Below are 24,547 nucleotides of genomic sequence, written 5' to 3' on the forward strand. Positions count from 1 at the left end.
ATGTCCACCGATATCGAATTCGCCGACGACGACCAGGCGTTCATCAACTCCCAGCAGTTCCAGGACATCAAGAGCTGGACGCACGACCACCTGCTCAGCCGCATCGAGGAACTGGGCGCGGAGTTCGGCCGCTGGTCGCGCGCATCGATCCAGCAGTTCGTCGAACTGGAGGTCGACAGCTTCGTGCGCCTGCGCCGCGTGCCGATCAACGACCGCGAGATGCAGCTCATCTCCGATGCACTCACCAAGGAGCTCGCCGGCTTCGGGCCGCTGGAAGACCTGCTCAACGACCCGGCCGTGGAAGACATCCTGATCAACGGCTACCAGAACGTGTACGTGTCGCGCCACGGCGTGCTGGAACGCGAGACGGTGCGCTTCGCCGATTCGGAGCACGTGATGCGCATCGTGCGGCGCATCCTCGCGCCGCTGGGGCGCCGGCTCGACGAGTCGAACCCGATGGTCGACGCGCGCCTGCCCGACGGCGGGCGCATCAACGTCATCATCGAGCCGCTGGCCATCGACGGCCTGTCGGTGTCGATCCGCAAGTTCCGCAAGGAGCCGCTCACGCCGGCCGACCTGGTGAAGCTGGGCACCTTCGACGCGGGCATGGCGCAGCTGCTGGAGATCGCGGTGCGCGCGCGCTGCAACGTCCTCGTGAGCGGCGGCACCAGCTCGGGCAAGACATCGCTGCTCAATGCGCTCGCCAGCTTCATTCCTGCGCGCGAGCGCGTGATCACCATCGAGGACACGGCCGAACTTTCGCTGGGCACCAGCCACGTGGTGCGGCTGGAGAGCCGCCCCGGCGGCTTCGACGGCCAGGGCGTGGTGTCGATCCGCGACCTGCTGCGCAACAGCCTGCGCATGCGGCCCGACCGCATCATCGTGGGCGAGGTGCGCGGCGCCGAAGTCATCGAGATGATGCAGGCCATGAACACCGGCCACGAAGGCTCGATGGGCACCATCCACGCGAGTTCGCCGCGCGAATGCCTCTACCGCCTGGAGATGCTCGCGGGCTTCGCCGGCTACCAGGGCAGCGAGGTGAGCCTGCGCCGCCAGATCGCCAACGCCATCGACTTCATCGTGCAGATCGGGCGCCTCTCGAACGGGCAGCGCCGCATCATCTCGCTGAGCGAGGTCACGGGCGTGAACGACAACGTGGTGGCGATGCAGGAGCTTTACCGCTACGAACCGATCGTCTCGCCCGACGGCGAGGAGCGCGACCGCTGGGTGTCGCTGGGCATCGCGCCGCACTCGCCGAAGATCACGCGCTTCCGCCAGTCGCTGCAGCGCGCGGCGCAGCATGGAGGAGACAACCGTGCGTGAAGGCCTGCTCGTCGCGTTCTGCATCGCGCTGCTGCTCGCGGCCGCGGGGCTGCTGCTGTGGCAGTGGGCGAAGAACCGGCAGGAGCGGCAGGCGACGGGGCGGCATCTGAGTCAGCAGATTCAGGCGTCAGCGGCGGCTTCGGCAGCCGATGCTTCGCCGATTCCAATGCCGCTGCGCGACATGCCGGGCGACGGCCTTGCCTCCAGCCTCACCACCGACCCATGGCTGGACACCGGCGCAGCCCCCGTCGCGCCGGAGCGCATCAGCCTTGTCGAACGAGTGATTCCCGGGTGGATGGTGGGCGTGGTCGAGCCACGCACCATCGCCTTCGCACTCGCGGCCATCGTCGGCATCGTCGTGCTCGTAGGCTTGCTGATCGGATGGCTCGCGGCACTGGGCGTGCTGTTCCTTCTGGTGCTGCTGACGAGCTTCGCACTGTGGCTGCAGCTGCAGAAGTTCCGCCGCAAGCTCATTCACCAGCTTCCCGGCTACATCGACGCCATGGTGCGGCTGATCACCATCGGCAACTCCACACAGGCGGCTTTCCAGCTCGCGATCGCCACCACGCAGGCGCCGTTGCGCGGCCACCTGGAACGCGCGGCGGCACTGGTGCGCGCGGGCGTCGATCTCGACCGCGCGCTGCACCAGACAGCGGACAACGTGCGCATCGAGGAGATGTACCTGCTCGCCTCCATCCTAGGCCTGGGCGTGCGATACGGCGGCCGCGCCGACCTGCTGTTGGAACGCGTGAGCAACTTCATGCGCGACCGCGAGCAGGCCGAGCAGGAACTGATCGCGCTGTCTTCGGAGACGCGTCTTTCGGCCTGGATCCTGGGCCTGCTGCCGGTGGCGGTTGGTGCCTTCCTGATCCTCACCAATCCGAGCTATTTCATGGGCATGTGGAACGATGGCACCGGCCGCATCCTGATCTTTTCCGCGGTGGGCCTGCAGCTGACGGGTGCAGCGCTGCTCTACCGTCTGGCGAGGCTGGCATGACGGCGCTCACGTCCAGCCAACTGACCATCTACAGCATCGTTCTGCTGGCGCTGGGCCTGCTGGTGGGCGCCGCGGCGCTCATCGCGGCCGAGCTTCGCCGCACGCGCAGCGGGCAGGTCATCGGCCGGGCCATCAGGCAGGCGGCCGGAGCCGCCGATCCGGGCTCGAAGTCCGCCGTCGAACTCGCCGTGGATCAGGACGCCCCTCCCAAGCCCGAACTCGACCTGCCCTTCCACTGGCTGGACTCGAAGCTCGGCCGTGCGCTGGTGGCGGACGAAGACCGCAACCTCATCGACCAGTGCGGCTTTCCTTCGAAGCGGTCGCAGCTCATCTTCCTGGTCACGCGGATCTCGCTTGCCTTCGTGCTCCCGCTGCTGGCCTATGTCTTCTGGAGCGGCGGGCATGTGCGCAGCACCGTCACCATCGTCCTCGCCACCGCGACCGCCGTCGGCTTCATGGCGCCCAAGTGGGTGCTCGGCCGCATCGCCGCCGGCCGGCGCGAGCGCGCGGCGCAGGAGCTGCCCCTGTTCATCGACTTGCTGCGGCTGTTGCAAGGCGTGGGTCTGAGCCTGGACCAGAGCCTGCAGATCATGGCGACCGACTTCCGCCATGTGCTGCGGGTGCTCGGCTTCGAGCTGGCCATTGCCAACGCGCAGTACAGCCAGGGCCGCACGCGCGAGCATTCCCTGCATCGCCTCGCAACGCTGCACAGGAACGAGAACATGCGCGGCCTCGTCTCGCTGCTGGTGCAGGTCGACAGACACGGTGGCGCGGTGCAGGAGCCGCTACGCATCTACAGCGACCGGTTGCGCGAAAGCCGCCGCTCCGAGATGAAGGAACGCATCGGAAAGATCACCGTGAAGATGACCGGCGTCATGGTGACCACGCTGCTGCCGGCACTGGTCATCGTCACCGCGGGACCGGGCTTCATCGCAATATTCCGTTCACTGGGAGCCATCAGCAAATGACACCCCTCGATCTCCCCGGGCGCACGGGCCGCGCCGGCCGTCTGCTAGCCTGCGGCGTCGCGGTGGTGGCCGCCGTCGCAATCACCGGATGTGGCGCGCTCAAGGACCAGTACGCCGCTGCTGCCGATGCGCAGCAGCGCGCCTCCGCCGAAGCAGCCGCCGAAACCAAGGCAGGAGCATCCGTCGACACCAAAGCCACCTATCTCAAGCTCGTCGAGCAGATGCAGAAGGAAGGCCTGTGGTTCGCCTCGCTGGCGCACATCGATGCACTGGAACAGCGATGGGGCGTGTCGCCCGAGTCGACCCGCATGCGCGCCGATGCCCTGCGCCAGACCGGACAGGCCGCCGCGAGCGAACAGGCCTACAAGCGCCTGGTCGGCACGCCGCTCGAAAGCGCCGGCTACCGCGGCCTCGGCCTCCTGGCCGGCACCCGCGGCAGCTTCGCCGAAGCCGTGCAACTGCTGAAGCAGGCCCAGCGACTGACGCCCACCGACGCAGCCCTGCTCAGCGACCTGGGCTATGCCAACCTGCGCGCCGGACAGATCGACGAAGCACGGTTGCCGCTGATGCAGGCGCTGCAGCTGCGCCCCGACAGCGCCCAGGCACAGTCGAATCTCGCGCTGTATCTCGAAGTCACGGGCCAGAGCGAACAGGCCGACAGGCTGATGGAAGCCAACCGCATGTCCGCCGCGGCACGCGCGGCGGTGCGCGACGCAGCGCAGCAGCTGCGCGCGGGCGGTACGACGCCTCTCGCAGCTGCCCGCGCCGCGCTGCCTTCCGTTGCCATCGTGCGCCCGCTTCCCGCCGCCACCGAGCCGGCGCGCGAAGACAGTATGGCAACGCAGCAACAGCCGCTGATGCTCAAGGCATCCCGCTGGTCCGGCAGCGGCGGCATTCGCACGGCCAGCCAGCTCAACCCCGTTGCAGTAGATGCCGCGGCCGCCATTTCGCCGACCCCGACCTCACGAGGCACCCAATGAGAAGAGAAGAAAAAAAGCAGGCGCGCGCCGTCGCTACGAACGGTCTGGCCATGCTGTCCGCGTTCGGCATCGCAGCCGTGCTGATGGCTTTCGGACCCGCGGTGAAGGCACAGCAGCAAGCACAGCCCACACCCGCGAAGGTCCAGGAATCGAAGGCCCCGGCCGCCGCTGGTACCGCAGGCCCGACCACTCCCGACCCGACGCCCGCGCAGGGGCAGGAAGGGATGGACGAGGAGGACTACGTCATATACGAACCGCTTCAGGTGGGCGACGCCACGCATGATCTGTTCGCATGGCAGCGCGGCGGCGAGATCGCCTCCACAACGCCGCGTCCTATTGCGGGCAATGTCGCGACGCGCAGCTACGAACGCTACCTGAAGAGCTTCGAATTTCCCATTCCCGAGCGCATGAGCTCGACCGTCAAGCAGACGGGCAGCGGCTCAGGCTCCAGCTCCATCCCGAAGTAGGCGGCCACGCAACCAGCACAGACGCAGTAGGCGCGCCATGGACAGCTCCCTCCGACTTCGCAACCGCAACCGTGCACACGGCCAGCGAGGCGCGTACGCCGTCGAGTTCGCCATGGTGTTCCTGATCTCCTTTTCCCTGCTGTACGGCGTCATCACCTACGGCATGCTGTTCGCGTTCCGCATGGGGTTGCAGAACGCTGCGGAAGATGGTGCCCGCGCGGCGTTGCGCTACCAGCCCACTCTGAATAAGCGTAAGGATCAGGCCACGGCGACTGCAATGTCCAGCAGCAGCTGGATGCCGAGCAAAGTGGCTCCAGGCGTCGAAGCAACAGTGTGCGAGGTGCTGACGAACAACTGCGCAAACCCCGCATGCACTACTTGGGATACACGATGCCAGATGATCGTGACCGTCACGGCCAACAATCTGCAGCAATTGCTGCCACCCTTCCCCAGCTTTGCAATGCCTGACCAGATTGTCGGCAAGGCAAACATGCTCCTCGATGGGAGAGTTCCTTGACTGCTGGTCGATATTCGAATGGCAAGAGGCGCCAGACTGCCGGTGGAATGCAGCGCGGCGTGGCCGCCATCGAGTTCGCGATGGTCTTTGTCATCCTGTTCAGCGTGCTGTATGCACTGGCGACCTTCGGAGCGGTGTTTTATGTGCAGCAGTCGATCACGCGAGCATCGGAAGAAGGGGCGCGGACTGTGGGCCTGCTTACGCCAGCACCAACTGCAGGCGATCAGCGCGTCAAGGATGCTGTGTACGACTCACTTGCCAACTCGATAGTGGTTCCCGCGTCGGCCAACACCAGCATTGCAGCGCGACGCAGTTGGATCATCGCCAACGTTCCGGTGGACGTGGCCCGCAGCACTCCGAGCAGCCCGGGAGCCTACATCCGCTATGTAGTCACCGTAAGGTACCCCTATAGCGCAAACCAGCTACTACCCACGATTCCACTGGTGGAGCAATGGATGCCCGATCAATTGCAAAGCCGGACAACCGCCGCGCTTCAAGCGTCTTGAAGGGCATCTTCGACATGAACGCTGCATTTCAGAATCACCCTCGCCACAGGCGAATCCGTGGTTCGGTCCTCATCAACACGGCAATCGCGATGAGCTTGATCGTCATCACTCTGATCGGTACCGAGATCGGCTTCATGTACTTCATGAAGCGGGAATTCCAGAAGGCGGCGGACCTTGCCGCGCTGGCGGGTGCACAGCAGATCCGCAGCGGCTGCACCGCAGCGAGTACCGCGGCGCAATCGAACGCAAACGGCACCTCGGCAAGCGATACGGCACGCAATATGCCTATTGGTTTCTCGCTGGTCGCAAGTGAAGTGCAATGCGGCTATTGGGACAGGGCCACCAGCTTCCAGTCTCCCGCGACCTCCGGCACTCCGAATGCAGTACGTGTGAGCTTTCAGAAGGAGACTGTGAAACTTCTGCCCTTCTTCGACGGCAATCGCATCATCAGCGTCAGTGCCGTGGCTGCACTGAGTGCTCCGCTTGCTTCATTTTCCATCGGCACCAAGCTCGTCGAGATCAGCGGCGATTCACTGCTGGGACGGGCACTCAAAGGCATCGGCCTCAATCTATCCGGCTCATTGGTTGGCTATGACGGTCTTGCCCAACTTAAAGTGACACCGGCCGGTTTGCTGGAAAAACTGGAACTGCCAGTCAGCGCAGACATAACCGTAGGAGAGTTGAATGCACTTCTCAACGCACAGACCGTCACGCTCGCCAAGTTGTTAGACGCAACGGTGCAAGCGGCAGGTGCCGGTAGCGATTTGCTGGCAAGCAACATCCTTCTTCTTAATGCCATCCAGGCCAAGCTCGGCCTCTCGGGATTGACCGTTCCCCTAGGATCCCTGTTACAAATCACCGCACCCGACGGCCCGGCGGGTGCGGCATTGAACGTGGGAATCAATGCACTCGACGTTCTTTCTACCGGCATCGGTATCGCCACGCAAAAGCATGCCATCGCCATCAACGATTTGAGCGTAGCAAATCTCATCAAGTCTCGCGTGGCACTCATCGAGCCGCCGTCTATCGCCGTCGGTGGTGTCGGGGCAACTGCATATACCGGGCAGTTGAGAACCTATGTCCAGATCGATACTGGCAACCTTCCCATAGTGGGCAGCCTTGTGCGGCTGAAGCTTCCGGTCATGATTGACGCAGTCAACGGCAAGGGAACTCTCACGCAGATGTGCACACCCGAGTTGAGAACTCCTGCAGGAGTGGATCGTGCGCGCATCGATGTGCAAGCATCGATTCTCAAAGTCTGCGTGGGCAAACCAGGAGCCGATCCTTCGAAGGAAGACGAGATTTTCTCAAAGAGCGCCAGCTGCGACACCAACCTTCAGAATGAGCAGTTGCTGAACGTGGGGCTCCTCGGCATCAACCTTGTGTCGCTCAACACTCAACTCAAGATCGATGCGTTGCCACTCCCGCCTAACTCCTACGTGACGTTGGCGCAGTCCGAGACCGGCACGCTAGGCAACGATCTACTGGTTGGAACGACCGTCTCGAATATCACCAATGCTTTGCTTGCATCGCTCTTGGCAAACTCACTGAGCCAATCGCCGCCGCTGACCGATGCACAGCGTCAGGCCATGGCGACGGATCTTTGGGGAGCCCCTCCCTGCGGTGCAAACGACAGTGCTTGCCGGAAAGCAAGACTGACAACGGTCAACAACAAGATCACAGCAGCGGCCAACGGTCTCGGCGGCTTTCTCGGCAACTTGGGCACAGACACAGTGAGCATCTTGAACCAGCTGCTGACACTGGATGTCGCCGGTCTTATTTCTGGAATCCTCAATTTGGTGGGTGGCCTTCTCAACAATGTAGGAGACGTACTAAACGGCATCCTTGGTGGCCTCCTAGGCAATACATGCACAGGAGGAGGCCTACTCGGCGGCTATGGCTCGGATGCCGGATGCATCAGCAAGATCGCGGACAGCTTGAAGAATTCGTCCAGCAGCGGAAGCGGGTCGACACCGAATGCAGTTACCTCCCTAGTTGGCTTCTTGCTTCAACTGTTGCAGCCGATTCTTGACGCCCTAGGCACCCAAATACTCACTCCTCTACTGCAGAACGTCCTCGGACTTCACCTGGGTCAAGTAGACGTCAATCTCCGTACTCTGGATTGCAATGCCGCACCATCGCTCGTCTATTGAGTTGCCCCAATCTGCAGACCTAAGCGTCGACCAATTCAAGCGTTCATGACCTCCCCCGCCAATTTCGACGAACTCGACCTCTTTGTCTGGGAAGGCAAGGCAGACATCCTCGACCGCATCGCGCGGTGCATGGCGAGCTTCGACGTGGAGGTCATCCGGGCCGACGGCATGCCGACGCCGCATCCGGAGCAGGGGGCTGCGCTGCGGCCTTCGGTGGCGATCATCAGCGTGACGGTCATCGACGGCGGAGGGCTGGCGCATGCGACGGAGCTGCTGCAGGGCATGCCGGTGATCTGGGTGGCGGCCGGCTCGCGCGAGCGCGACTCGCGCACCTATCCGCCCGAGTACCTGCACGTGCTGCCCTACGACTTCACCTGCGCCGAGTTGCGCACGATGGTCGCGAAGCTGGTGCGCCAGCTGCGTGCGCGCGAGGTGGCGCCACAGGCGCCCGACGTGCTGGTGGCGCATTCCGATGCGATGAAGGCGCTGCTGGCCGAAGTGGGCGCGTTCGCCGACTGCGACCACAGCGTGCTGGTGCGCGGCGAAACCGGCGTGGGCAAGGAGCGCATCGCGCAGCAGCTGCACCTGGGCCACCAGCGCTACGGCAAGGGCGCGTTCGTGGCGGTGAACTGCGGCGCGATTCCCGACGGTCTTTTCGAGTCGCTCTTCTTCGGCCATACCAAGGGTTCTTTCACGGGCGCGGTGCATGCGCATCGCGGCTACTTCGAGCAGGCCACGGGCGGCACGCTGTTCCTCGACGAGATCGGCGACCTGCCGCGCTACCAGCAGGTGAAGCTGCTGCGCGTGCTGGAAGACAACGCGGTCACGCGGCTGGGCGCGACGGCGCCGGTGCGGGTGGACTTCCGGCTGGTGGCGGCCACCAACCGCAACCTGCGCGAGATGGTGGCCAGCGGCGAGTTCCGCGCCGACCTGTTCTACCGGCTCGCGGTGATCGAGCTTCACGTGCCCAGCCTCGAGGAGCGCGGCGAGATCGATAAGATCGCGATCTTCAAGGCGCTGCTGAGCAACGTGCTCGGCGACGAACTCGAAGCGCTTGGCGAGACGCCGCACTGGCTCAGCGACGCTGTTGCCGAGACCTACTTCCCCGGCAACGTGCGGCAGCTGCGCAATCTCGCGGAGCGCGTGGGCGTGATCGCTCGGCAGCTGCACGGCTGGGACCAGAACCTGATCCAGCGCGCCATCGCGCTCACGCGCGGAACGCCGGCACCGGCTGCATCGGCCGGCAACGGCATGAACGGCAATGGCGGCGGCCTCGGCGCGATCGACGGCAGCGCCGACCGCAAGGGCTGGAACAGCAGCGAGCGCAACCGCATCATCGCGGCGCTGGAGATCAACGACTGGAAGCGCCAGGACACGGCGCAGCACCTGGGCATCAGCCGCAAGGTGCTGTGGGAAAAAATGCGCAAGTACCAGATCCTCGACGGCGAACCGGGCATTCCGGAAGAGCAATAGGCTCTCCCCCAGGCTGCGCGGCACTCTTCGTGTCCGCTTCGCCAACCCCCTTCCGGGGGCAACACCTGCGGCCCGGCAGAGCCGGTTCCGCGGTGTTCCCGAATTGGCTTCGCTTCGCTTGCCTCGTGTTTATGGGATCGAGAGACGTTGTGCTCTGCGTAGCGCAGGCGGCGCGCCGGCTGCTCCCGTCGCGCGTTCGGCCACCACCGGCTCGCTCGCGCAGGCCGTATTGCTCGAGATGCACAGCTTCGCAAGCAGCCCGTCTTCGGTCAGCACCTGGCGGCTAGGCGCGCCGAAGAGGCGGTCGATCCAGTTGTTGGGGCCGTTGGGGTCGATGCGCAGTTCGCCGGTGGTGCGCGCCAGGCGCAGCTCGGAGATGCGCAGGTCGAAGACGCCGTCGACGTAGTCGAACAGCAGCGTGTAGTAGTCGAGCTGGGCGTCGAGCACCTTGGGCAGGGTCTCGCGGCCGAACTCCATCAGGCGGCGGCGGCCGCGGAAGGCCTGGCCGGCGGTGCTGACGGCTTCCATCAGCTGCTTCTCGCGCTCGCGGCCCGAGACGGTGCGCGACCACGAGGCCGACGTGAGCTCGAACAGGTTGAGCTTCACGCCCTCGAGCTTGGCTTCCTGGTTGGCGACTTCGGCCAGCGCCGACTTCATGCGCAACTGGCGGTCGAAGCCGTTGCCGAAGTTCCAGTTGAGTTCGAAGGCGGCGCGCGTCGGGTCCTGCGGAGAAACGCCGCGTGGGTCGCGGCTCTTCACGAGCACGGCGTCGAGCGTGGGGTAGAGGCTCGCATCCTGCTGGTCGGCCAGCGCCCTCGCCCGCTCGATGCGGCCCAGCGCCTCGGCGATCTCGGTGCTGCGCGACTCGGCACGGCGCAGCGCCTCTTCCTGCGAGCCGATGCGCCACTGCACCGGCGCCGCGAGCACCGGCAGCGATTCGGCGTTCGGCGAGAACTTGAAGTAGTTGCGGAACTTGGCCATCGCCTCGTCGCGCTGCGCCTCGAAGTCGGACTCGCGCGCAGCCACCAGCGCGCGGCGCGAGGCCGCCATGTTCAGGTCGTTGTCACCGCTCACGCCCAGTGCCACGCGGCGGGCCTCGGCCTTCGAGAGTTCGGCCACCACCTCGGTGGCCTTGTGCGCGATCTGCTTCTTGAGGTCGAAGCGCTGCACCTGCAGGTAGGCGGTGAGCGCGTCCAGCACCACCTTCTGCGACGTGGTGACGACGGCCTCGTCGTCGGCCTGGTTGCCGGCTTCGGCGGCGCGCTGGGCGGCGCTCATGGCGCCGCCGTCGATCAGGCTCACGCGGGCTTCGGCTGTCAGCACCGTGTAGCTCTGCGTCTTGGCGTTGGCCGCGCCGCTGTTGTAGTTGCCCGATGAGGTGCCGACCTTGAACTTCGGGTAGCGCGCCTGCTTGGCGGCGTCCACGCCGTAGCTGCTGGTGTTGGCGGCCGCCTGCATGGTCTGCACTTCGGGATAGTCCTGCGACAGCGCGATCAGCGCCTGCTTCACCTGCTGCGCGTAGCTGGCGGCGCCGAGCGAAGGCGGCGACAGCCTGCGCGCGACCGTGAGCCTGGCGGCGCTTTCCATCTCCTGCTGCTGCAGCAGGTGCTCCGGCAGCGGCTGTTGCTGCTCCTGGGCGTACGCAGGCGGCAGCGCGAAGCCCGCGCACAGCGCCGCGCAGACGGCGCCGGTGCCAACGCGGCGCAGATCGACCGGTTTGCGGTACTTCATGGTTCGCGGAAAGCTTCGCGGCGAAGCTTGAGCACAGGTCGCAGGATGTACCAGATGAACGGGTCGGTGCCCACGCGCAGGTCCACCTCGGACTCCATGCCGGCGGTGATGCGGTTCTCGACGCGGCCCACGTGCGACTGCGACATGCTGATGAGCAGCCGGTAGTAGGGCGCGCCGTTGGAGATGGCGGGGTCGCGGTCGGCGTCGGCCGCCACCAGCCTGACCTTGCCGTCGACCGCGCCGTAGCGCAGGTAGTCGTAGGCGGTGATCTTCACGCGCGCCTCCTGGCCCACTTCGATGAAGCCGCGGTCGTTGGGGTTGAGCCGCGCCTCGACCATGATCTCGTCCTCGTCGGGCACCACTTCGAGAATCGATTCGCCCGGCTTCACCACCCACCCCGGGCTGGAGTTGCGCAGCCCCTTCACGATGCCGTCGGAAGGCGCCTTCACCACGGTGCGCGAGCGCTGCGTGCGCGCACGCGCCAGGTCTTCGCTCAGGCTCGCGAACTGGCGCTCGACGGTGGCCAGTTCGTCCGACGCGCGGCGGCGGAAGCGCCCCTCGGCCTCCGCCATCTTGGCCTGCGCCTCGGTGATGGAGGCGTTGGCGGAAACCACGCCCTGGCGCGCCACCGCGAGTTCGCTGCGCACGCTCTCGGCCTGGCGGCGCTTCTCCAGCACTTCGACCTGGCCCACCAGCTTCTCGCTGAGCAGCTGTTCGGAAATTTCCAGCTCCTTCTGCATCAGCGCGAGCCGGTCGCTCAGGCCCTTGACCTTGGCCTCCTGCTCCAGCTTCTTGCTGCGCGCCTGCTCCAGGCCCGACACCGCGCCGGCCATCACGCCGCGCTGCTCGAGCGCGCGCGCCTGGTAGGCGCCGGTCTCGCCTTCGAACACGCCCTCGTCGATGTCGGTCGCGAAAGACTGCCGCGTGAGCGGCTGGCCACGGCTCTCGGCCATGAGCCGTACGCGCGTGGCCTGCGTGGCGGCGTAGCGGGCGGTGAGCTCCTCGAGGTTGAGGCCGCTGCCGCCCAGGTCGATCTCGACCAGCGACTGGCCCTGCTTGACCTTCTCGCCCTCCTTCACCAGCACGTTGCTGACGATGCCGCCTTCCAGATGCTGGATGGATTTCACGCGGTCCGAAGGGATCACGCGGCCTGGCGCGACCACCACGGTCTCCATCGGAAAGCCGAGGCCGACCAGCGCGAGCACGGCGATGGCGCCGCCGATGATCCACTGTCGCCGCCTTCCCTGCGGCGAGGTCTGGGCCGCGCGCTTCTCGTTCTCGTCCTGAAGAATCTGCGGCAGGTCTGATTTCAAGTCGCGTCCCCGATCACTCTTCGTTCGTCACTCATCACATCGCCAGTCGATCACGCCATCGAGCGGGAAGCCGGGGAGGCTCCCGCCGCGCCATCTTCCGCGTCGCCCAGCGCCACCAGCGGCTTCTTCACGCCGAACAGCTTCGGCACCATCACCGCCGCCGTGCCCTGTTCCACGTTGCCCATGCCGGTGACGTGGTAGACCACGTTGGCGGCCGAGACGATGCGCAGCGAGTGCGTGACCACCACCACGGTGCGCACCTTGGCCACCGCAAGCAGCGTGGCGAGCAGGTTGCGCTCGCTCTGGAAATCGAGGTCGTTGCTGGGCTCGTCGAGCACCAGCACCGAAGGCTTGCGCAGGAAGCTCATGGCCAGCGCGAGCTTGCGCCGCTCGCCCACCGAAACACCGGTGCCGCCTTCGCCGATCATGGTGCGATAGCCGTCGGGCAGCCGCGAGATGAAGTCGTGCGCGCCCGAGAGCTTGCAGGCCGCGACGATCTGCTCGTCGCTCTGGCCCGGCGCGTTGCGGCGCATCACGTCGATCATCGAGCCGCCGAACCAGTAGACCTCCTGCGAGAGATAGCTGATCCAGCGCGAGAGCTCCTCGCGGCCGAACTGCGAGAGGTCGTACTCGCCGATGCTCACGATGCCGCGCGTGGGCGTGTACAGGCCCGACAGCAGCTTCACCAGCGTGGACTTGCCCGCGCCGTTGCGCCCGACGATCACGTGCAGGCCGCCCGGGCCGATGTCGAGGTCGACGTTCTCCAGCACCGGCTGCTGCGCGGTTTCGGTGAAGCTGAAGCTCACGTCCTTCAGGGTGATGCGGCCCAGCGGCTGGGGCAGCGTCATGCCCGTGGGCGGCTTCTCGACCGGCTCGCGCAGCACGGTCTCCAGCCGCTTGGCGGCTTCCTTCGCGGTGGCCAGCGAGCGCCAGTTCGACACGAGCCCCGCCACCGGCTGCAGCGCCTTCAGGGCCAGCATGTTCGATGCGACGAGGCCACCTACCGTCATCCACTGCTCCATCACGGAAACGGCGCCGACGGTCACGACGACGACCGAGAACACGGTGAGCAGCACGGTGGTGCCGTCGCGCGCGGTCTCGATCTGGCCGTTCTTGCTGAAGCTCTCGGCGAGCCAGGCGTTGTAGGTCTGGCGCCACATCTCGATGGTGGGGCCGTCGTTGGCCTGGGCCTTGAGCGTCTCGCGCGCGTTGCAGATCTCGGCGGTCACGCGTTCCAGGCCGCGCCCGCGCTGCACTTCTTCCACGCGGCCGGAACGCACTTCGTCGGCCCACCACCACGCCAGGAAGGACATGATGCCGAGGAACAGCACCACCACCGGCAGCACCGGCAGCGCGACGATGCCGATGACCACCAGCGCGAAGACGGCCATGGGCAGGTCGAAGATGGATTGCGCCAGCCCGCCGGTGATGGTGCCGCGCACCGAGGCCACGTCGCGGAAGTACAGGTGCCACACCGACGCCGGCCGCGCTTCCAGCGCGCGCAGCGGGCGGCCCAGCATCGAGTTCAGCAGCGCGCCCGAGACGCCGTGGTCGACGATGGCGCCCGCGTTGCGCAGCAGGCGCGAGCGGCGCGTGCGCAGCCAGAATTCGATGCACAGGAAGAACAGGATGCCGCTGACCAGCGCGGCGAGCGTGGAAGTGCCGCTGCGCGAGAGCACGCGGTCATAAACCTGCAGCAGGAAGATGGAAGGCAGCAGCCCGAACAGGCTGATGGGCAGCGAGCGCCATGCCGCGCTCTTCACCAGCGGGTAGGCCGCGCGGAACGCGGCGTTCAACGCACCCGCGTAGGGACTGGCGCCGGGCTCGTCCGGGGTCTCGGCAACCAGTTGGCTTGGCAGGAGGAACTTGATCATGGGAAAGAGCCGGTTCGTCGTGCAATGACGCCTGCGTCATTATCAACTGTTACCCGACTGTTACAAGGCAAATATTCACTCACCGTGTGCTTCAAACACACATCAGCACGGCAGCCTTTGCCCCCTCGCCACATCGGCCCTGATCCCATGAACCGGAACCGGTTGCGCGGCGCTTCCCGTTACCGCGCAACCGGCCGGCCTCCCTGCCCTTGCCTCCCCCGTTCGCCCTGACAAATCCTGCGCGAACACCAGCGCGATGTTGGCGCACAGCAGCATGCAAAGCACCCATGCGCACAGCAGCTGCAGCCAGCCCAGCCACCAGTGGCGCGCGACCGGCTGTCGCTTGACCGGAGCCTCGTATCCGAAGGCCGTGTGCAGAAGTGCGTTCAATCTCATGGCAGTGCTTTCAAAACCCGGGCGAGGCGCGAAAGGCCCACGCCCGCGGAACTCTTCGCCAGCACCCAGTCGCCGGGCTGCAGCAGCCCGCCGAGCGCTGTCGACAGATCGGATACATCGACGAACCAGTGCGAGCGGACCTTGGTGCGGATGCGCGCATGCAGCGCGCGCATCAGCGGGCCGCACAGCAGCACGCGGTCGGGCTGCGATGCGAGCAACTCGGCCTCGAGGTCGAGGTGGTGGCGTTGCGCGGCGGGGCCGAGCTCCTGCATGTCGCCGAGGATCGCCACGCGCCGCGCCGGCTCGCAGGGTGCCTGCGACAGCAGCTCCAGCGCCGCGCGCATCGAGCTCGGGTTGGCGTCGTAGGTCTCGTCGATCAGCTTGAAGCTGCCGCCGCCGATGTGGATGGTGTGCAGCGCGCCGCGTCCGCCCGGCGGCTCGAAATGCGCGAAGGGCTCGACCGCGGCGGCCAGCGGCAGGCGCATGGCCTGCAGCGCGGCGAGCGCTGCGATGGCGCTCGCGCCCATGTGCCGGCCCGGCGCGTTCAGCCGCAGCTGGAAGGGCTCGCCCGCCACCAGCGCCTGCACCTCGCCGTGGTCGAAGGCCAGCAGGCGCACGTCGGCGTCGCGGTGCTCGCCGCAGGTCACGATCTGCAGCTGCTGCGCCATCGCCGCTTCGGCGAAGGTGGCGAACTCGGGCATGTCGCGGTTGAGCACCACCGAATCGCCCGGCGCCATGGCCTGGAAGATCCGGCTGTCCATGCGCGCGGCGGCCTCGCTCGGGCCGCGGTGCTTCTGCGACGCGGCGGAAAGCCCCGTCACCACGACGAGCGAAGGCCGCACCAACTGGGCCGACGCCGGCATGTGCGAGGTGCCCATCTCCAGCACCCAGTAGGCGGCGTGCCTGGGCATGCAGGTCATGTTCCACGCGATGCCCGAAGGCAGGCTCACGTTGCCCTCGGGCTGGCCGACCTCGCCCCACACTGTGAGCGCGCCGGCCAGCATCGCGGCCACGGTACTGCTGCCCGCGCCGCTGCCGAGCACGCCGCACACGCGGCCGGTGAACTCGGCGCGCGCATGGTCGCCGAGCTCCAGCACCGCCTGCAGCACGTTCTGCACCTTGAGCACGGGCACGCGCTTGTCGAGGTGCGGCTTGGGGTCGGAGCACAGCACCGCGGCAGCCGGCTGCAGCACGCCCTTGAGCGTGACGGCGGCCAGCGGCGTCCTGGAAGGCCGCGTCTGGTGGTCGAACACCACGCGGCCCTTGCGCATGAAGGAGCGCTGCGCCACGCCCGCGGCGCGCCAGCCGTCCTCGGGCTTGACGACCCACTCGCCGCCGGTCACGCGCGCCATCTCGCTGGCGGTCCACACGGCGCCGTCGTCGCGCCCGCCACCGGAGCCCGTGCCCGCCGCACCGGGCGCCGCGCGGCGCTCCACCAGGTAGCGGTGGTAGGCGGCGAAGCCCGAGAGGTACTGCTCCACGTCGTCGATGCGCACGCGGAACGAGTGATGGCGGATGAAGAACGAGCCCACCACTGCCGAGGGCCGGCGGAAGTACATCGCCATCTCGGGCCAGAAGAAGCCGTTGAGCAGGTAGTGCGCGCGGTAGTCGAGCGCGCGGTAGAACTTCTCGGTATCGAGTTCGTCCAGAAGGTGCCGCATCGCGGGCATGCCTTCGAGCCGCTGGAGCATCTGCTGCGCGGCCAGCATGAGTTCGAGCAGCGTCGGGAAGGTGGTCTTCCGGTCGAGCACGAAGTCGAGATACCCCGCCACGTTCTGCAGGCCGAAGCGGAAATACTTCTCCTGCGGGCTCCAGTGCGTGAGTTCGCACACGCAGCAGCTGAGCCAGTGATCGTGCGCCTGCCAGTGCTGGCTGGCGATGAAATGGTCGAAGGCCTTCTCCACCACCGCCAGCCACTGCGGCTCGCGCGTGAGCGAGTAAAGGCGCATGAGCGCGAAGGCGGCCTCGCCGTCGTAGTAGATGATGCGCGAGGCCTGCTTGACCGTGAGGTCGGCCGCGTGCAGAACGTGGTTGAAGCGGCCGGTGGCCGCATCCTGCATCGAGGCGATGCCCAGCGCGAGCTTCTCCAGCAGCGGCAGCCAGCGGCGCGTGTCCATCAGCTCGCAGTACTTCACCAGCGCGAGCACGCAGGCCGCGTTGCCGCCGAGCTTGATCTCGCCGCCGGTGTCGACCAGGAAGGCCACCGCGCGCCCGTCGAGCAGCGTGTACTCGCGGATCAGCGAGATGGTGAGATGGTCCAGCGCCCGGTCGATGGCCGCGCGCAGCGTCTCGTCGCGCGTGAGCTCCCACGACTCGAGCATGGCGTAGACCGCGCTCGCGTGGCGCATCGCGTCGTAGGTGGGAATGCGGCGGTCGAAGCACGGGAAGTAGCCGTACACGAAGAGGCCGTCGCTCTGCACCTGGCGCGCCAGGTACGACGAGCCGCTGCGCACCAAATCCATCACCGACTGCGGATTGAGCGCCGGCAGCTGCCTGCGGCCCGCGTCGAGCCCCGTGCCCACGAGCTTGTGCACCACGCCGTCGGGCTGGCAGAACACGCCCACCGTCGCCAGCAGGTAGACGGGCTGGTCCGAGGGCATGTCCAGCGGCGGCGAGCACTCGAAGCGCGCCTGCCCGTAGACCTCGAAGTTGCGCGCGTTCACCACCGAGTGCGCGATGGTCGAGTCGCCGCACAGCATGGCGTTGGCATTGAGCTCCTGCTCGGTGAAGGCGAGCGTGAAATCCTTGTCGAAGGCCAGGCCAAGGCGGAAGTAGTTGCGCTTGACGGCCGTGAGCTGCGTCTTGAACTGGGCCCAGTCCATAGGGCTCGCGCCCTCGACCCAGTCGATGCGCAGCCAGGGCGAGACGATGCCGCGCTCGCGCACCCAGCGCTCGACGTGGCCGGCGCCTTCGCGCCACGCGGTCTCGAAGTCGGCGGCCCGCGCGTGCACCACGTGCGCGCGCTGCGCGCCGTCGCTGACCGAGAAGAACAGCGTGAACGCCGGGTAAGGGGCAGGCAGCGCCGCGCACACCGACGCGAGGCGTTCGTGGCAGGCGTGGAGCTGGTCTGGGAAGGACATCATTCGGCCCCGTTCGGATGCGGGAAACCGGCCACGCCCGTCATCTGCTTTCGCTCTGGTGACGTGTGCGTGGTCCGGGGACTGCCACCACCGAGGTCATCGCGGTGACCCGGCTTCAGCGATAGCTGAATTCGGCTCGGCGATTGAGCTGATAGCCCTCCTCGGTGGTCTCGAGCGATGCCGGTTTCTCCAGGCCCCAACTGATGGCCTCGATGCGCTCGGCGGGCACGCCCAGCTGCGTGAGCGCGCGCTGCACCGCGTCGGCGCGGCGCTGGCCCAGAGCCAGGTTGTATTCGCGGCCGCCGCGCTGGTCGGTGTGGCCTTCGATCACGACCCTGCTCTGCGGCCGGTTGCGCATGAAGCTGGCGTGAGCTTCCACGACGTTCCGGTCGGCAGGCCTGATGTTGTATTTGTCGAAGTCGAAATAGACGATTTTCGGCACGCCGGCCGGTCCGTTCTGCACCGGTGGCGGCGGTGCCGGCTCCACCTTCGGCACCGCGGTCGCAGCCTTGTTCGAGTAGTAGTAGGTCGCATCGTCACGGCCGGTCTTGGGGGCCGCGCAGCCCACTAGGACTGCGCCGAGCGCGACGATGGCCACTGTCTGGAAATTCTTCTTCATATCGGTCCTTTCGCGGGACAGGCCGGTGGCGGCCTGTCCCTGGTGCTGCGGCAAGCTCCCTCGCCCCTCTTCCTTCTTGTGTTCTTGCTTCCGGTGTCCGCCGATCAGCCCAGCAGGCCGTGGAGGATGTTCGTCACCGGCGAAACCGTGTGCTCCACCAGGCTGGTGATCGGCGTCACGACTTCCGTCACCAGCGGGGTGACGGCATGTTCGACGCCGCTCGTCACGTTGCTGACGGCATCCGTCACCGGGGCAGCCGCCGTCGTGGCGCCAGCCAGGATGTCGGTCACCGGCGCCGTCACGTCGTGCGCCGCGCTGGTCGCATTCGAGACGATCGGCGAGACGGCATCGGTCACGCCGCCAGCGACTTCGCTCACCGGCTGCAGGATGTTCGCCACCGGGCTGTCGCCACCGGTCAGGCCGCCGAGCAGGCTGCCCACCAGGCCGTCCTGGCCCAGGAGGCTGCCGACGAGGCCGTCGCTGCCGAGCACGCCGTCCAGCAGGCCGCCCGTGTCGCCACCGGTCACGGTGCCGAGCAGGCCGCCGACAAGGCCGTCGCTGCCGAGCACGCCGTCCAGCAGGCCGCCCGTGTCGCCACCGGTCACGGTGCCGAGCAGGCCGCCGACGAGGCCGTCGCTGCCGAGCACGCCGTCCAGCAGGCCGCCAGCGTCGCCACCGGTCACGGAACCGAGCAGGCCACCGACCAGGCCGTCGCTGCCGAGCACGCCATCCAGCAGGCCGCCAGCGTCGCCGCCGGTCACGGAACCGAGCAAACCGCCGACCAGGCCGTCGCTGCCGAGCACGCCGTCCAGCAGGCCGCCAGCGTCGCCGCCGGTCACGGTGCCGAGCAGGCCACCGACCAGGCCGTCGCTGCCGAGCACGCCGTCCAGCAGGCCGCCAGCGTCGCCGCCGGTCACGGTGCCGAGCAGGCCACCGACCAGGCCGTCGCTGCCGAGCACGCCGTCCAGCAGGCCGCCAGCGTCGCCGCCGGTCACGGAACCGAGCAGGCCACCGACCAGGCCGTCGCTGCCGAGCACGCCGTCCAGCAGGCCGCCAGCGTCGCCGCCGGTCACGGAACCGAGCAGGCCGCCGACCAGGCCGTCGCTGCCGAGCACGCCATCCAGCAGACCGCCAGCATCGCCGCCGGTCAGACCACCCAGCAGACCGCCAGCATCGCCGCCGGTCAGGCCACCCAGCAGGCCGCCGACCAAGCCGTCGTCGCCGAGGACGCCACCGAGCAGACCGCCGTCCCCGCCGAGCACACCGCCCAGCAGGCCGTCGTCACCCAGCACGCCGCCGAGCAGGCCACCATCGCCACCGAGCACGCCGCCCAGCAGGCCGTCGTCACCCAGCACACCACCGAGCAGGCCGCCGTCGCCACCGAGCACGCCGCCCAGCAGGCCGTCGTCACCCAGCACGCCGCCGAGCAGGCCACCGTCGCCACCGAGCACGCCGCCCAGCAGGCCGTCGCCGGACAGGACGTTGGCCACGCCGTCGGTCAGGTAGTCGACTTGCGCCGTGACGCCGTTCAGCAGCGCGGCCGTCGTGTTCGTGCCGAGCAGCTGGTCGGTCAGCGGGCTCAGCAGGCCGGAGGCACCGCTCGCCACCTGGCCGACGAGGCCGTCGACCGGGTCGAGCACGTTGGGATCGTTTTCCGAGAAGCTGGTGCCGAGCACCGGGCCCAGCAGGCCGTCGACCGTGTCGGTCAGGCCGTCGGCGACGCCGACCACCGGTCCGAGCACATTGGTCAGGCCGAGCCCGCCCAGCGCGCCTTGGCCCAGGCCGTCGACCAGGTTGCCGAGCACGCCGTCGGCCGGGTCGAGCAGCGCCGCGCCGGTACCGGGGGTGCCGCCACCGCCGACGCCGTCCAGCAGACCGCCGAGCAGGCCGCCGACGATGCCGTCTTCACCGAGCAGGCCACCGACCGGGCCCTCTTCGCCCAGCACGCCGCCGACCAGGCCGCCAGGCCCGAACAGGCCGCCGGCGATGCCGCCGTCGCCGAGCACGCCGCCCAGCAGGCCGTCGTCACCGAGCAGGCCGCCGACAAGACCGTCGTCGCCGAGCAGGCCACCCACGAGGCCGTCGCCGCCCAGCAGGCCGCCGACCAGGCCGTCATCGCCCAGCACGCCGCCCAGGAGGCCGTCGTTGCCGAGCAGGCCACCGGCGAGGCCGTCATCACCCAGCACGCCGCCGAGCAGGCCGTCATTGCCGAGCACGCCGCCCAGCAGGCCGTCGCTGCCCACCACGCCGCCAAGGAGACCGTCGTTGCCGAGCAGGCCACCCACGAGGCCGTCGTCACCCAGCAGGCCGCCGACCAGGCCGTCGTCGCCAAGCACGCCATCGAGCGCGCCACCAAGCAGGCCGCCTTCGCCACCGAGCAGGCCGCCCAGCGGGCTGTCGGCGAGGATGCCGGAGATGGCGCCGTCCTGGCCCAGCAGGCTGTCGACCAGGCCGCCGTGGCCCAGCAGTTCGCCGGTGAGGCCACCGCTGCCCAGCACGTTGGCCAGGGTGCCTTCGCCGCCCACCAGGCCGCCGACGAGGCCGTCGTTGCCGAGCAGGCCGCCCACCGCGCTGCCGTCGCCGAGCAGGCCGCCCAGCAGGCCGTCGTCGCCCAGAAGGCCGCCGGTCAGGCTGCCCACGGCGCCGTCGCCGAGCAGGCCGCCCACGACGCCGTCGCTACCCAGCACGTTGCCGAGCACGCCGCCCAGGGCGCTGTCTTCACCGAGCAGGCCGCCGACGACGCCGTCTTCGCCGAGCAGGCCGCCGACCAGGCCGTCTTCGGCCAGCAGGCCGTTCACCAGGCTGCCTTCGCCCAGCACGTTGTCGAGCGTGCCGCCCAGCAGGCCGTCGTTGCCCACGAGCTGGTCGGTGAGGCCGCCGAGGCCGAGCGCGTCGGTCAGGCCGCTGATGATGCCGTGGTCGCCGATGAGGTTGGTCAGGCCGTTGTCCAGCGCGTCGGTCAGGTAGTCGACCTGGCCCGCCACCGTGCCGAGGATGGCGCCGGTCGCGCCCTGGCCCAGCAGGTTGTCGAGCGTCGGGCTCAGCGAGTCGCCCAGCAGGTCGGTGACGCCGCTCACGGTGTTGTCGATCGGGTCGAACTGGTTGGGGTCGTTCGGCGTGAACTCGCTGCCCAGCAGCGGAGCCAGCACGTCGTCGAGCGTGTCGGTCACGCCATCGACCGCGTTGGTGACCGGGGTGAGCGAGTCGCCCAGGCCGAGTGCGCCGCCAAGGCTGTCGGTGACGTGGTTGACGAGGCTGTCGCCGGGGTTGAGGAGGGCGTCTGCGTCGGCATCGGCATCGGCATCCGCATCGGCGTCCGCATCAGCATCAGCATCGGCGTCCGCATCAGCGTCGGCATCCGCATCCGCATCGGCGTCCGCATCAGCGTCAGCGTCAGCGTCAGCGTCGGCATCGGCATCGGCATCGGCATCGGCATCGGCATCGGCATCGGCATCGGCATCGGCATCGGCATCGGCGTCAGCGTCAGCGTCAGCGTCGGCGTCGGCGTCAGCGTCAGCGTCGGCGTCGGCGTCAGCGTCAGCGTCGGCGTCGGCGTCAGCGTCGGCGTCGGCGTCAGCGTCAGCGTCGGCGTCGGCGTCAGCGTCAGCGTCGGCGTCAGCGTCAGCGTCAGCGTCGGCATCGGCATCGGCATCGGCGTCCGCATCGGCGTCACCGTCCGCATCCGCATCGGCATCGGCGTCCGCATCCGAGTCGGCGTCCGCGTCGGATTCACCGGGGTTGTTCGGGTTGCCCGAGCCGACGAGCAGCGGAACGACGCTGTCGCTGCCGCCGCCACCGCCGCTCAGGGCAGCGCCCAGCGCCGCGGCGCCCAGGGCGCCGAGTGCGAATTCGCCCAGCCCGATGCCACTGCCGGCAGCGAGCTTCTTGGTGACGGCCAGTGCAGCGGCGTCGGCGTCGCTGTCGGGCGGGGTCACCTGCAGGTCGCCCGAGGCGACATCCACGTTCACCTGTTCGAGGCCGCCGGGCAGCTTGGTCGAGCCGATGGTGGCGTCGGTGCCGCCGGTGAACACACCTGCGAGCGGGGCCTTGTTGGTGGCCGATCCGGGGAAGAGGACATTGGCGTGGCCGTCCTGCGGGACGAGCACGCGGTCGCCGGCCATCAGTGTCTGATTGCCATCGACGGGAATGCTGACACCATCGCGCATGACGGTGACGCCGGGCGTGGCGTTCGATAATGTGCCGATGCTGGCCGGGGCGGCAGCTGCGGCAGGAGCGGCCGGGCTCACCACGCCGGGAGTACCCAGCGGAGTGACGGTGGCCTGGGCGAGAACCACAGGGGCAGCGCCAGCGGCGGCAAGTCCCTCGGTCGAGTTGGTCGATGCTTGTTGAGCGGTCATTGGGCAGCCTCTGTGACAAAAGATGCCTACTCAGGGGCAACTAGCGTGCCGCTTTTGCGAGGCGCCATGCCGAAGCTGCCTCGAACACCGCAACTCGTTGATTCGTATGGAAAATTTTCTTTTTGCAGGGCCTCCGGCGGGGTGTGGAAACAGCTCGTAAGGAGGTCAATCGGCGATTCGTTACGTTACGAAGTAACGCCGCGTACCCGGAACGTCCGACACATCCGAGGCACCGCGAAGCCGCCGAAAAAGCAGTTCGCGCCGGCCCCTCCCTCTCATCTTTTCGCCACCTCTATATAGATATGTTCAACCCCTCCCAGGAAGACGTGCGCCGCTTCTTCTGCGACGTCTACGCCAAGCACCGCCAGGGCCTGCCGATGGAAGCGCTCGAGACCATCGCCGCCGGCTGGATCGACCAGCACCCCGAGTACCACGAGGACCTGGCCGACGCCGACGCGGCGGTGGCGCGCGTGTACGACGGCTCGAACGGACGCGAGAACCCGTTCCTTCACCTGTCGATGCACCTGTCGATCAGCGAGCAGTGCTCCATCGACCAGCCGCGCGGCATCCGCCAGGCGGTCGAGCTGCTGGCGGCGCGGCGCGGCTCGCTGCTGCATGCGCATCACGAGGCGATGGAGTGCCTCGGGCAAATGATGTGGGAGAGCCAGCGCGCCGGTCGGCCGCCGGATGGCGAGGGCTACGTGGCCTGCGTGCAGCGCCGGGCGACGAAGGACTAGCCGCCACGCTTGCGCTTTGCCGCGGGAGGCACGCCCCCCTGCTGCTTCGCTGCCTCGCGCAGCAGCGCGGCCATGGCGGCTCGCAGGGCCGAGGGCTCGGCATCGCTGCGCTGCAGCAGTCCGACCGGCTCTTCCGTGCCGGCCGTCTCTATGCGCAGCCGCACGAGGCGCCCATCGTCCAGTTCGCCGCGCGCGGCGCCCAGCGGCGTGATCCACACCGCATCGGACACCGCCACCAGCGCGCGCGCCACCGCCACGTCGAGCGTCTGCAGCGTGTTGGCCGGCAGCACGAGGCCGCGCGCCGAAAGAAAGCTCTCGGTGTTGTGGCGCGGGATCGTGCCTTCGCCGTACACCACGAGCGGATAGGCCAGCACCGCCTGCACCGACACCGCCTTGTGCGCCAGCGGATGGCCCGCGCGCACCGCGAACACCAGCGCCTCGGTGTGCAGCAGCTCGAAGCTCAGACCGCCCATCAGGCGCGGATCGCTCATGCGGCCCACCACCAGGTCGAGCTCGCCGGCGCGCAGCTCGTCGAGCAGCGCGGCGTTGGCAGCGCTCTTCACCACGATCTGCACAGAGGGACGGCTGTCGCGCAGCCGCGCCAGCGCCTGCGGCAGCAGGGCCGGCGCCACGCTGGGCAGCGCGCCGATGCGCAGCCGCTCGATGCGCTCTCCCGCCGCCGGCGCCACGGCCTGCGCACTGGCGTCGAGCGCCTCCAGCACGCGCAGCGCGTGCGCGAGCAGCTGTTCGCCGGCGGCCGTGAGGCCCTGCACGCCGCGCCGGCCGGCGTTGCTGCGCTCGACCAGCCGCGTGCCGGCAATGGCCTCGAGCTCGGACAACGTCTTCGACACCGCCGGCTGGCTCAGCGCCAGCCGCTCGGCGGCGCGCGCGAGGTGGCGTTCCTGCGCCACCGTGACGAGGCAGCGCAAGTGCCGCAACTGCACGTTGCGCACGAAGTCCTGGCGAAGATCGGTGAGGGGGTCTTTCAAGTGTGGGCCTTCAATTCCTGCCGGTTATTGAAAACGTAGCAATCTTCAATTTACATCATCGGATGC

At 68.0% G+C, this 24,547-nt stretch carries 17 protein-coding genes; 10 read left to right on the plus strand and 7 right to left on the minus strand.

From position 1 onward, the window contains the following. The 9 genes from ABL838_RS26755 (at position 1) to ABL838_RS26795 (ending at position 9,384) form a co-directional block, all read left to right on the plus strand. Positions 1 to 1,323 (plus strand): CpaF family protein, encoded by a 1,323-nt coding sequence (locus ABL838_RS26755; RefSeq protein ID WP_126023558.1) that lies wholly within the window; start codon positions 1 to 3, stop codon positions 1,321 to 1,323. Next, positions 1,316 to 2,320 carry a type II secretion system F family protein gene (locus tag ABL838_RS26760; RefSeq protein WP_240650729.1) on the plus strand — a complete coding sequence of 335 codons (1,005 nt, stop codon included), beginning with the start codon at positions 1,316 to 1,318 and terminating at the stop codon, positions 2,318 to 2,320. Before ABL838_RS26755 ends, ABL838_RS26760 begins: the two co-directional genes overlap by 8 nt. Next, positions 2,317 to 3,288 (plus strand): type II secretion system F family protein, encoded by a 972-nt coding sequence (locus tag ABL838_RS26765; protein WP_418122720.1) that lies wholly within the window; start codon positions 2,317 to 2,319, stop codon positions 3,286 to 3,288. Before ABL838_RS26760 ends, ABL838_RS26765 begins: the two co-directional genes overlap by 4 nt. Beyond that, on the plus strand, positions 3,285 to 4,268 hold the full coding sequence (locus tag ABL838_RS26770) for a tetratricopeptide repeat protein (RefSeq protein ID WP_418122722.1): 984 nt from the start codon (positions 3,285 to 3,287) through the stop codon (positions 4,266 to 4,268). Before ABL838_RS26765 ends, ABL838_RS26770 begins: the two co-directional genes overlap by 4 nt. Further along, entirely contained in the window at positions 4,265 to 4,735 is a 471-nt protein-coding gene (locus tag ABL838_RS26775; protein ID WP_418122724.1) for a DUF3613 domain-containing protein, read from the plus strand. Before ABL838_RS26770 ends, ABL838_RS26775 begins: the two co-directional genes overlap by 4 nt. 37 nt (positions 4,736 to 4,772) lie before the next feature. Next, a complete protein-coding gene (locus ABL838_RS26780; protein WP_418122725.1) occupies positions 4,773 to 5,252 on the plus strand; it encodes a TadE/TadG family type IV pilus assembly protein in 480 nt (159 codons plus the stop codon). A 59-nt stretch (positions 5,253 to 5,311) separates the two neighbouring features. After that, positions 5,312 to 5,758 carry a TadE/TadG family type IV pilus assembly protein gene (locus ABL838_RS26785; protein ID WP_418122727.1) on the plus strand — a complete coding sequence of 149 codons (447 nt, stop codon included), beginning with the start codon at positions 5,312 to 5,314 and terminating at the stop codon, positions 5,756 to 5,758. Positions 5,759 to 5,847: 89 nt separating this feature from the next. Further along, positions 5,848 to 7,911, plus strand: a complete 2,064-nt coding sequence (locus ABL838_RS26790; protein ID WP_418122728.1) for a TadG family pilus assembly protein — start codon at positions 5,848 to 5,850, stop codon at positions 7,909 to 7,911. A 45-nt stretch (positions 7,912 to 7,956) separates the two neighbouring features. After that, positions 7,957 to 9,384, plus strand: coding sequence for a sigma 54-interacting transcriptional regulator (locus ABL838_RS26795; RefSeq protein ID WP_418122730.1), 1,428 nt, complete (start codon positions 7,957 to 7,959; stop codon positions 9,382 to 9,384). Positions 9,385 to 9,513: 129 nt separating this feature from the next. Here the strand turns inward: ABL838_RS26795 and ABL838_RS26800 are convergent, their stop codons facing one another. The 6 genes from ABL838_RS26800 to ABL838_RS26825 all read right to left on the minus strand — a co-directional run bounded on the left by ABL838_RS26800 (position 9,514) and on the right by ABL838_RS26825 (position 22,755). Beyond that, positions 9,514 to 11,115, minus strand: coding sequence for a TolC family protein (locus tag ABL838_RS26800; protein WP_184640779.1), 1,602 nt, complete (start codon positions 11,113 to 11,115; stop codon positions 9,514 to 9,516). Next, on the minus strand, positions 11,112 to 12,428 hold the full coding sequence (locus tag ABL838_RS26805) for an HlyD family type I secretion periplasmic adaptor subunit (protein ID WP_126023568.1): 1,317 nt from the start codon (positions 12,426 to 12,428) through the stop codon (positions 11,112 to 11,114). The genes ABL838_RS26800 and ABL838_RS26805 overlap by 4 nt, the downstream gene beginning before the upstream one ends. 50 nt (positions 12,429 to 12,478) lie before the next feature. Then, positions 12,479 to 14,302 carry a peptidase domain-containing ABC transporter gene (locus tag ABL838_RS26810; protein ID WP_126023569.1) on the minus strand — a complete coding sequence of 608 codons (1,824 nt, stop codon included), beginning with the start codon at positions 14,300 to 14,302 and terminating at the stop codon, positions 12,479 to 12,481. Positions 14,303 to 14,694: 392 nt separating this feature from the next. After that, complete coding sequence (locus ABL838_RS26815; RefSeq protein WP_418122731.1) at positions 14,695 to 17,781, minus strand: glutamate ligase domain-containing protein; 3,087 nt, start codon at positions 17,779 to 17,781, stop codon at positions 14,695 to 14,697. A 112-nt stretch (positions 17,782 to 17,893) separates the two neighbouring features. Continuing rightward, positions 17,894 to 18,397, minus strand: a complete 504-nt coding sequence (gene pal, locus ABL838_RS26820; protein ID WP_126023572.1) for a peptidoglycan-associated lipoprotein Pal — start codon at positions 18,395 to 18,397, stop codon at positions 17,894 to 17,896. A 104-nt stretch (positions 18,398 to 18,501) separates the two neighbouring features. Then, the gene (locus ABL838_RS26825; RefSeq protein ID WP_418122732.1) at positions 18,502 to 22,755 is read right to left on the minus strand and encodes a hypothetical protein; all 4,254 of its coding nucleotides are present in this window, start codon (positions 22,753 to 22,755) and stop codon (positions 18,502 to 18,504) included. 302 nt (positions 22,756 to 23,057) lie between these two features. On the opposite strand from ABL838_RS26825, the gene ABL838_RS26830 reads away from it, so the two are divergent. After that, positions 23,058 to 23,492, plus strand: a complete 435-nt coding sequence (locus tag ABL838_RS26830; protein WP_019656213.1) for a DUF1841 family protein — start codon at positions 23,058 to 23,060, stop codon at positions 23,490 to 23,492. On the opposite strand, the gene ABL838_RS26835 is transcribed toward ABL838_RS26830, so the two are convergent. Next, positions 23,489 to 24,481 carry a LysR substrate-binding domain-containing protein gene (locus tag ABL838_RS26835; protein ID WP_418122734.1) on the minus strand — a complete coding sequence of 331 codons (993 nt, stop codon included), beginning with the start codon at positions 24,479 to 24,481 and terminating at the stop codon, positions 23,489 to 23,491. The genes ABL838_RS26830 and ABL838_RS26835 overlap by 4 nt on opposite strands. Between the last annotated feature and the right edge of the window lie 66 nt (positions 24,482 to 24,547).

The sequence above is a fragment of the Variovorax sp. 160MFSha2.1 genome (assembly GCF_048305075.1).
Taxonomy (GTDB): Bacteria; Pseudomonadota; Gammaproteobacteria; order Burkholderiales; family Burkholderiaceae_C; genus Variovorax; species Variovorax guangxiensis.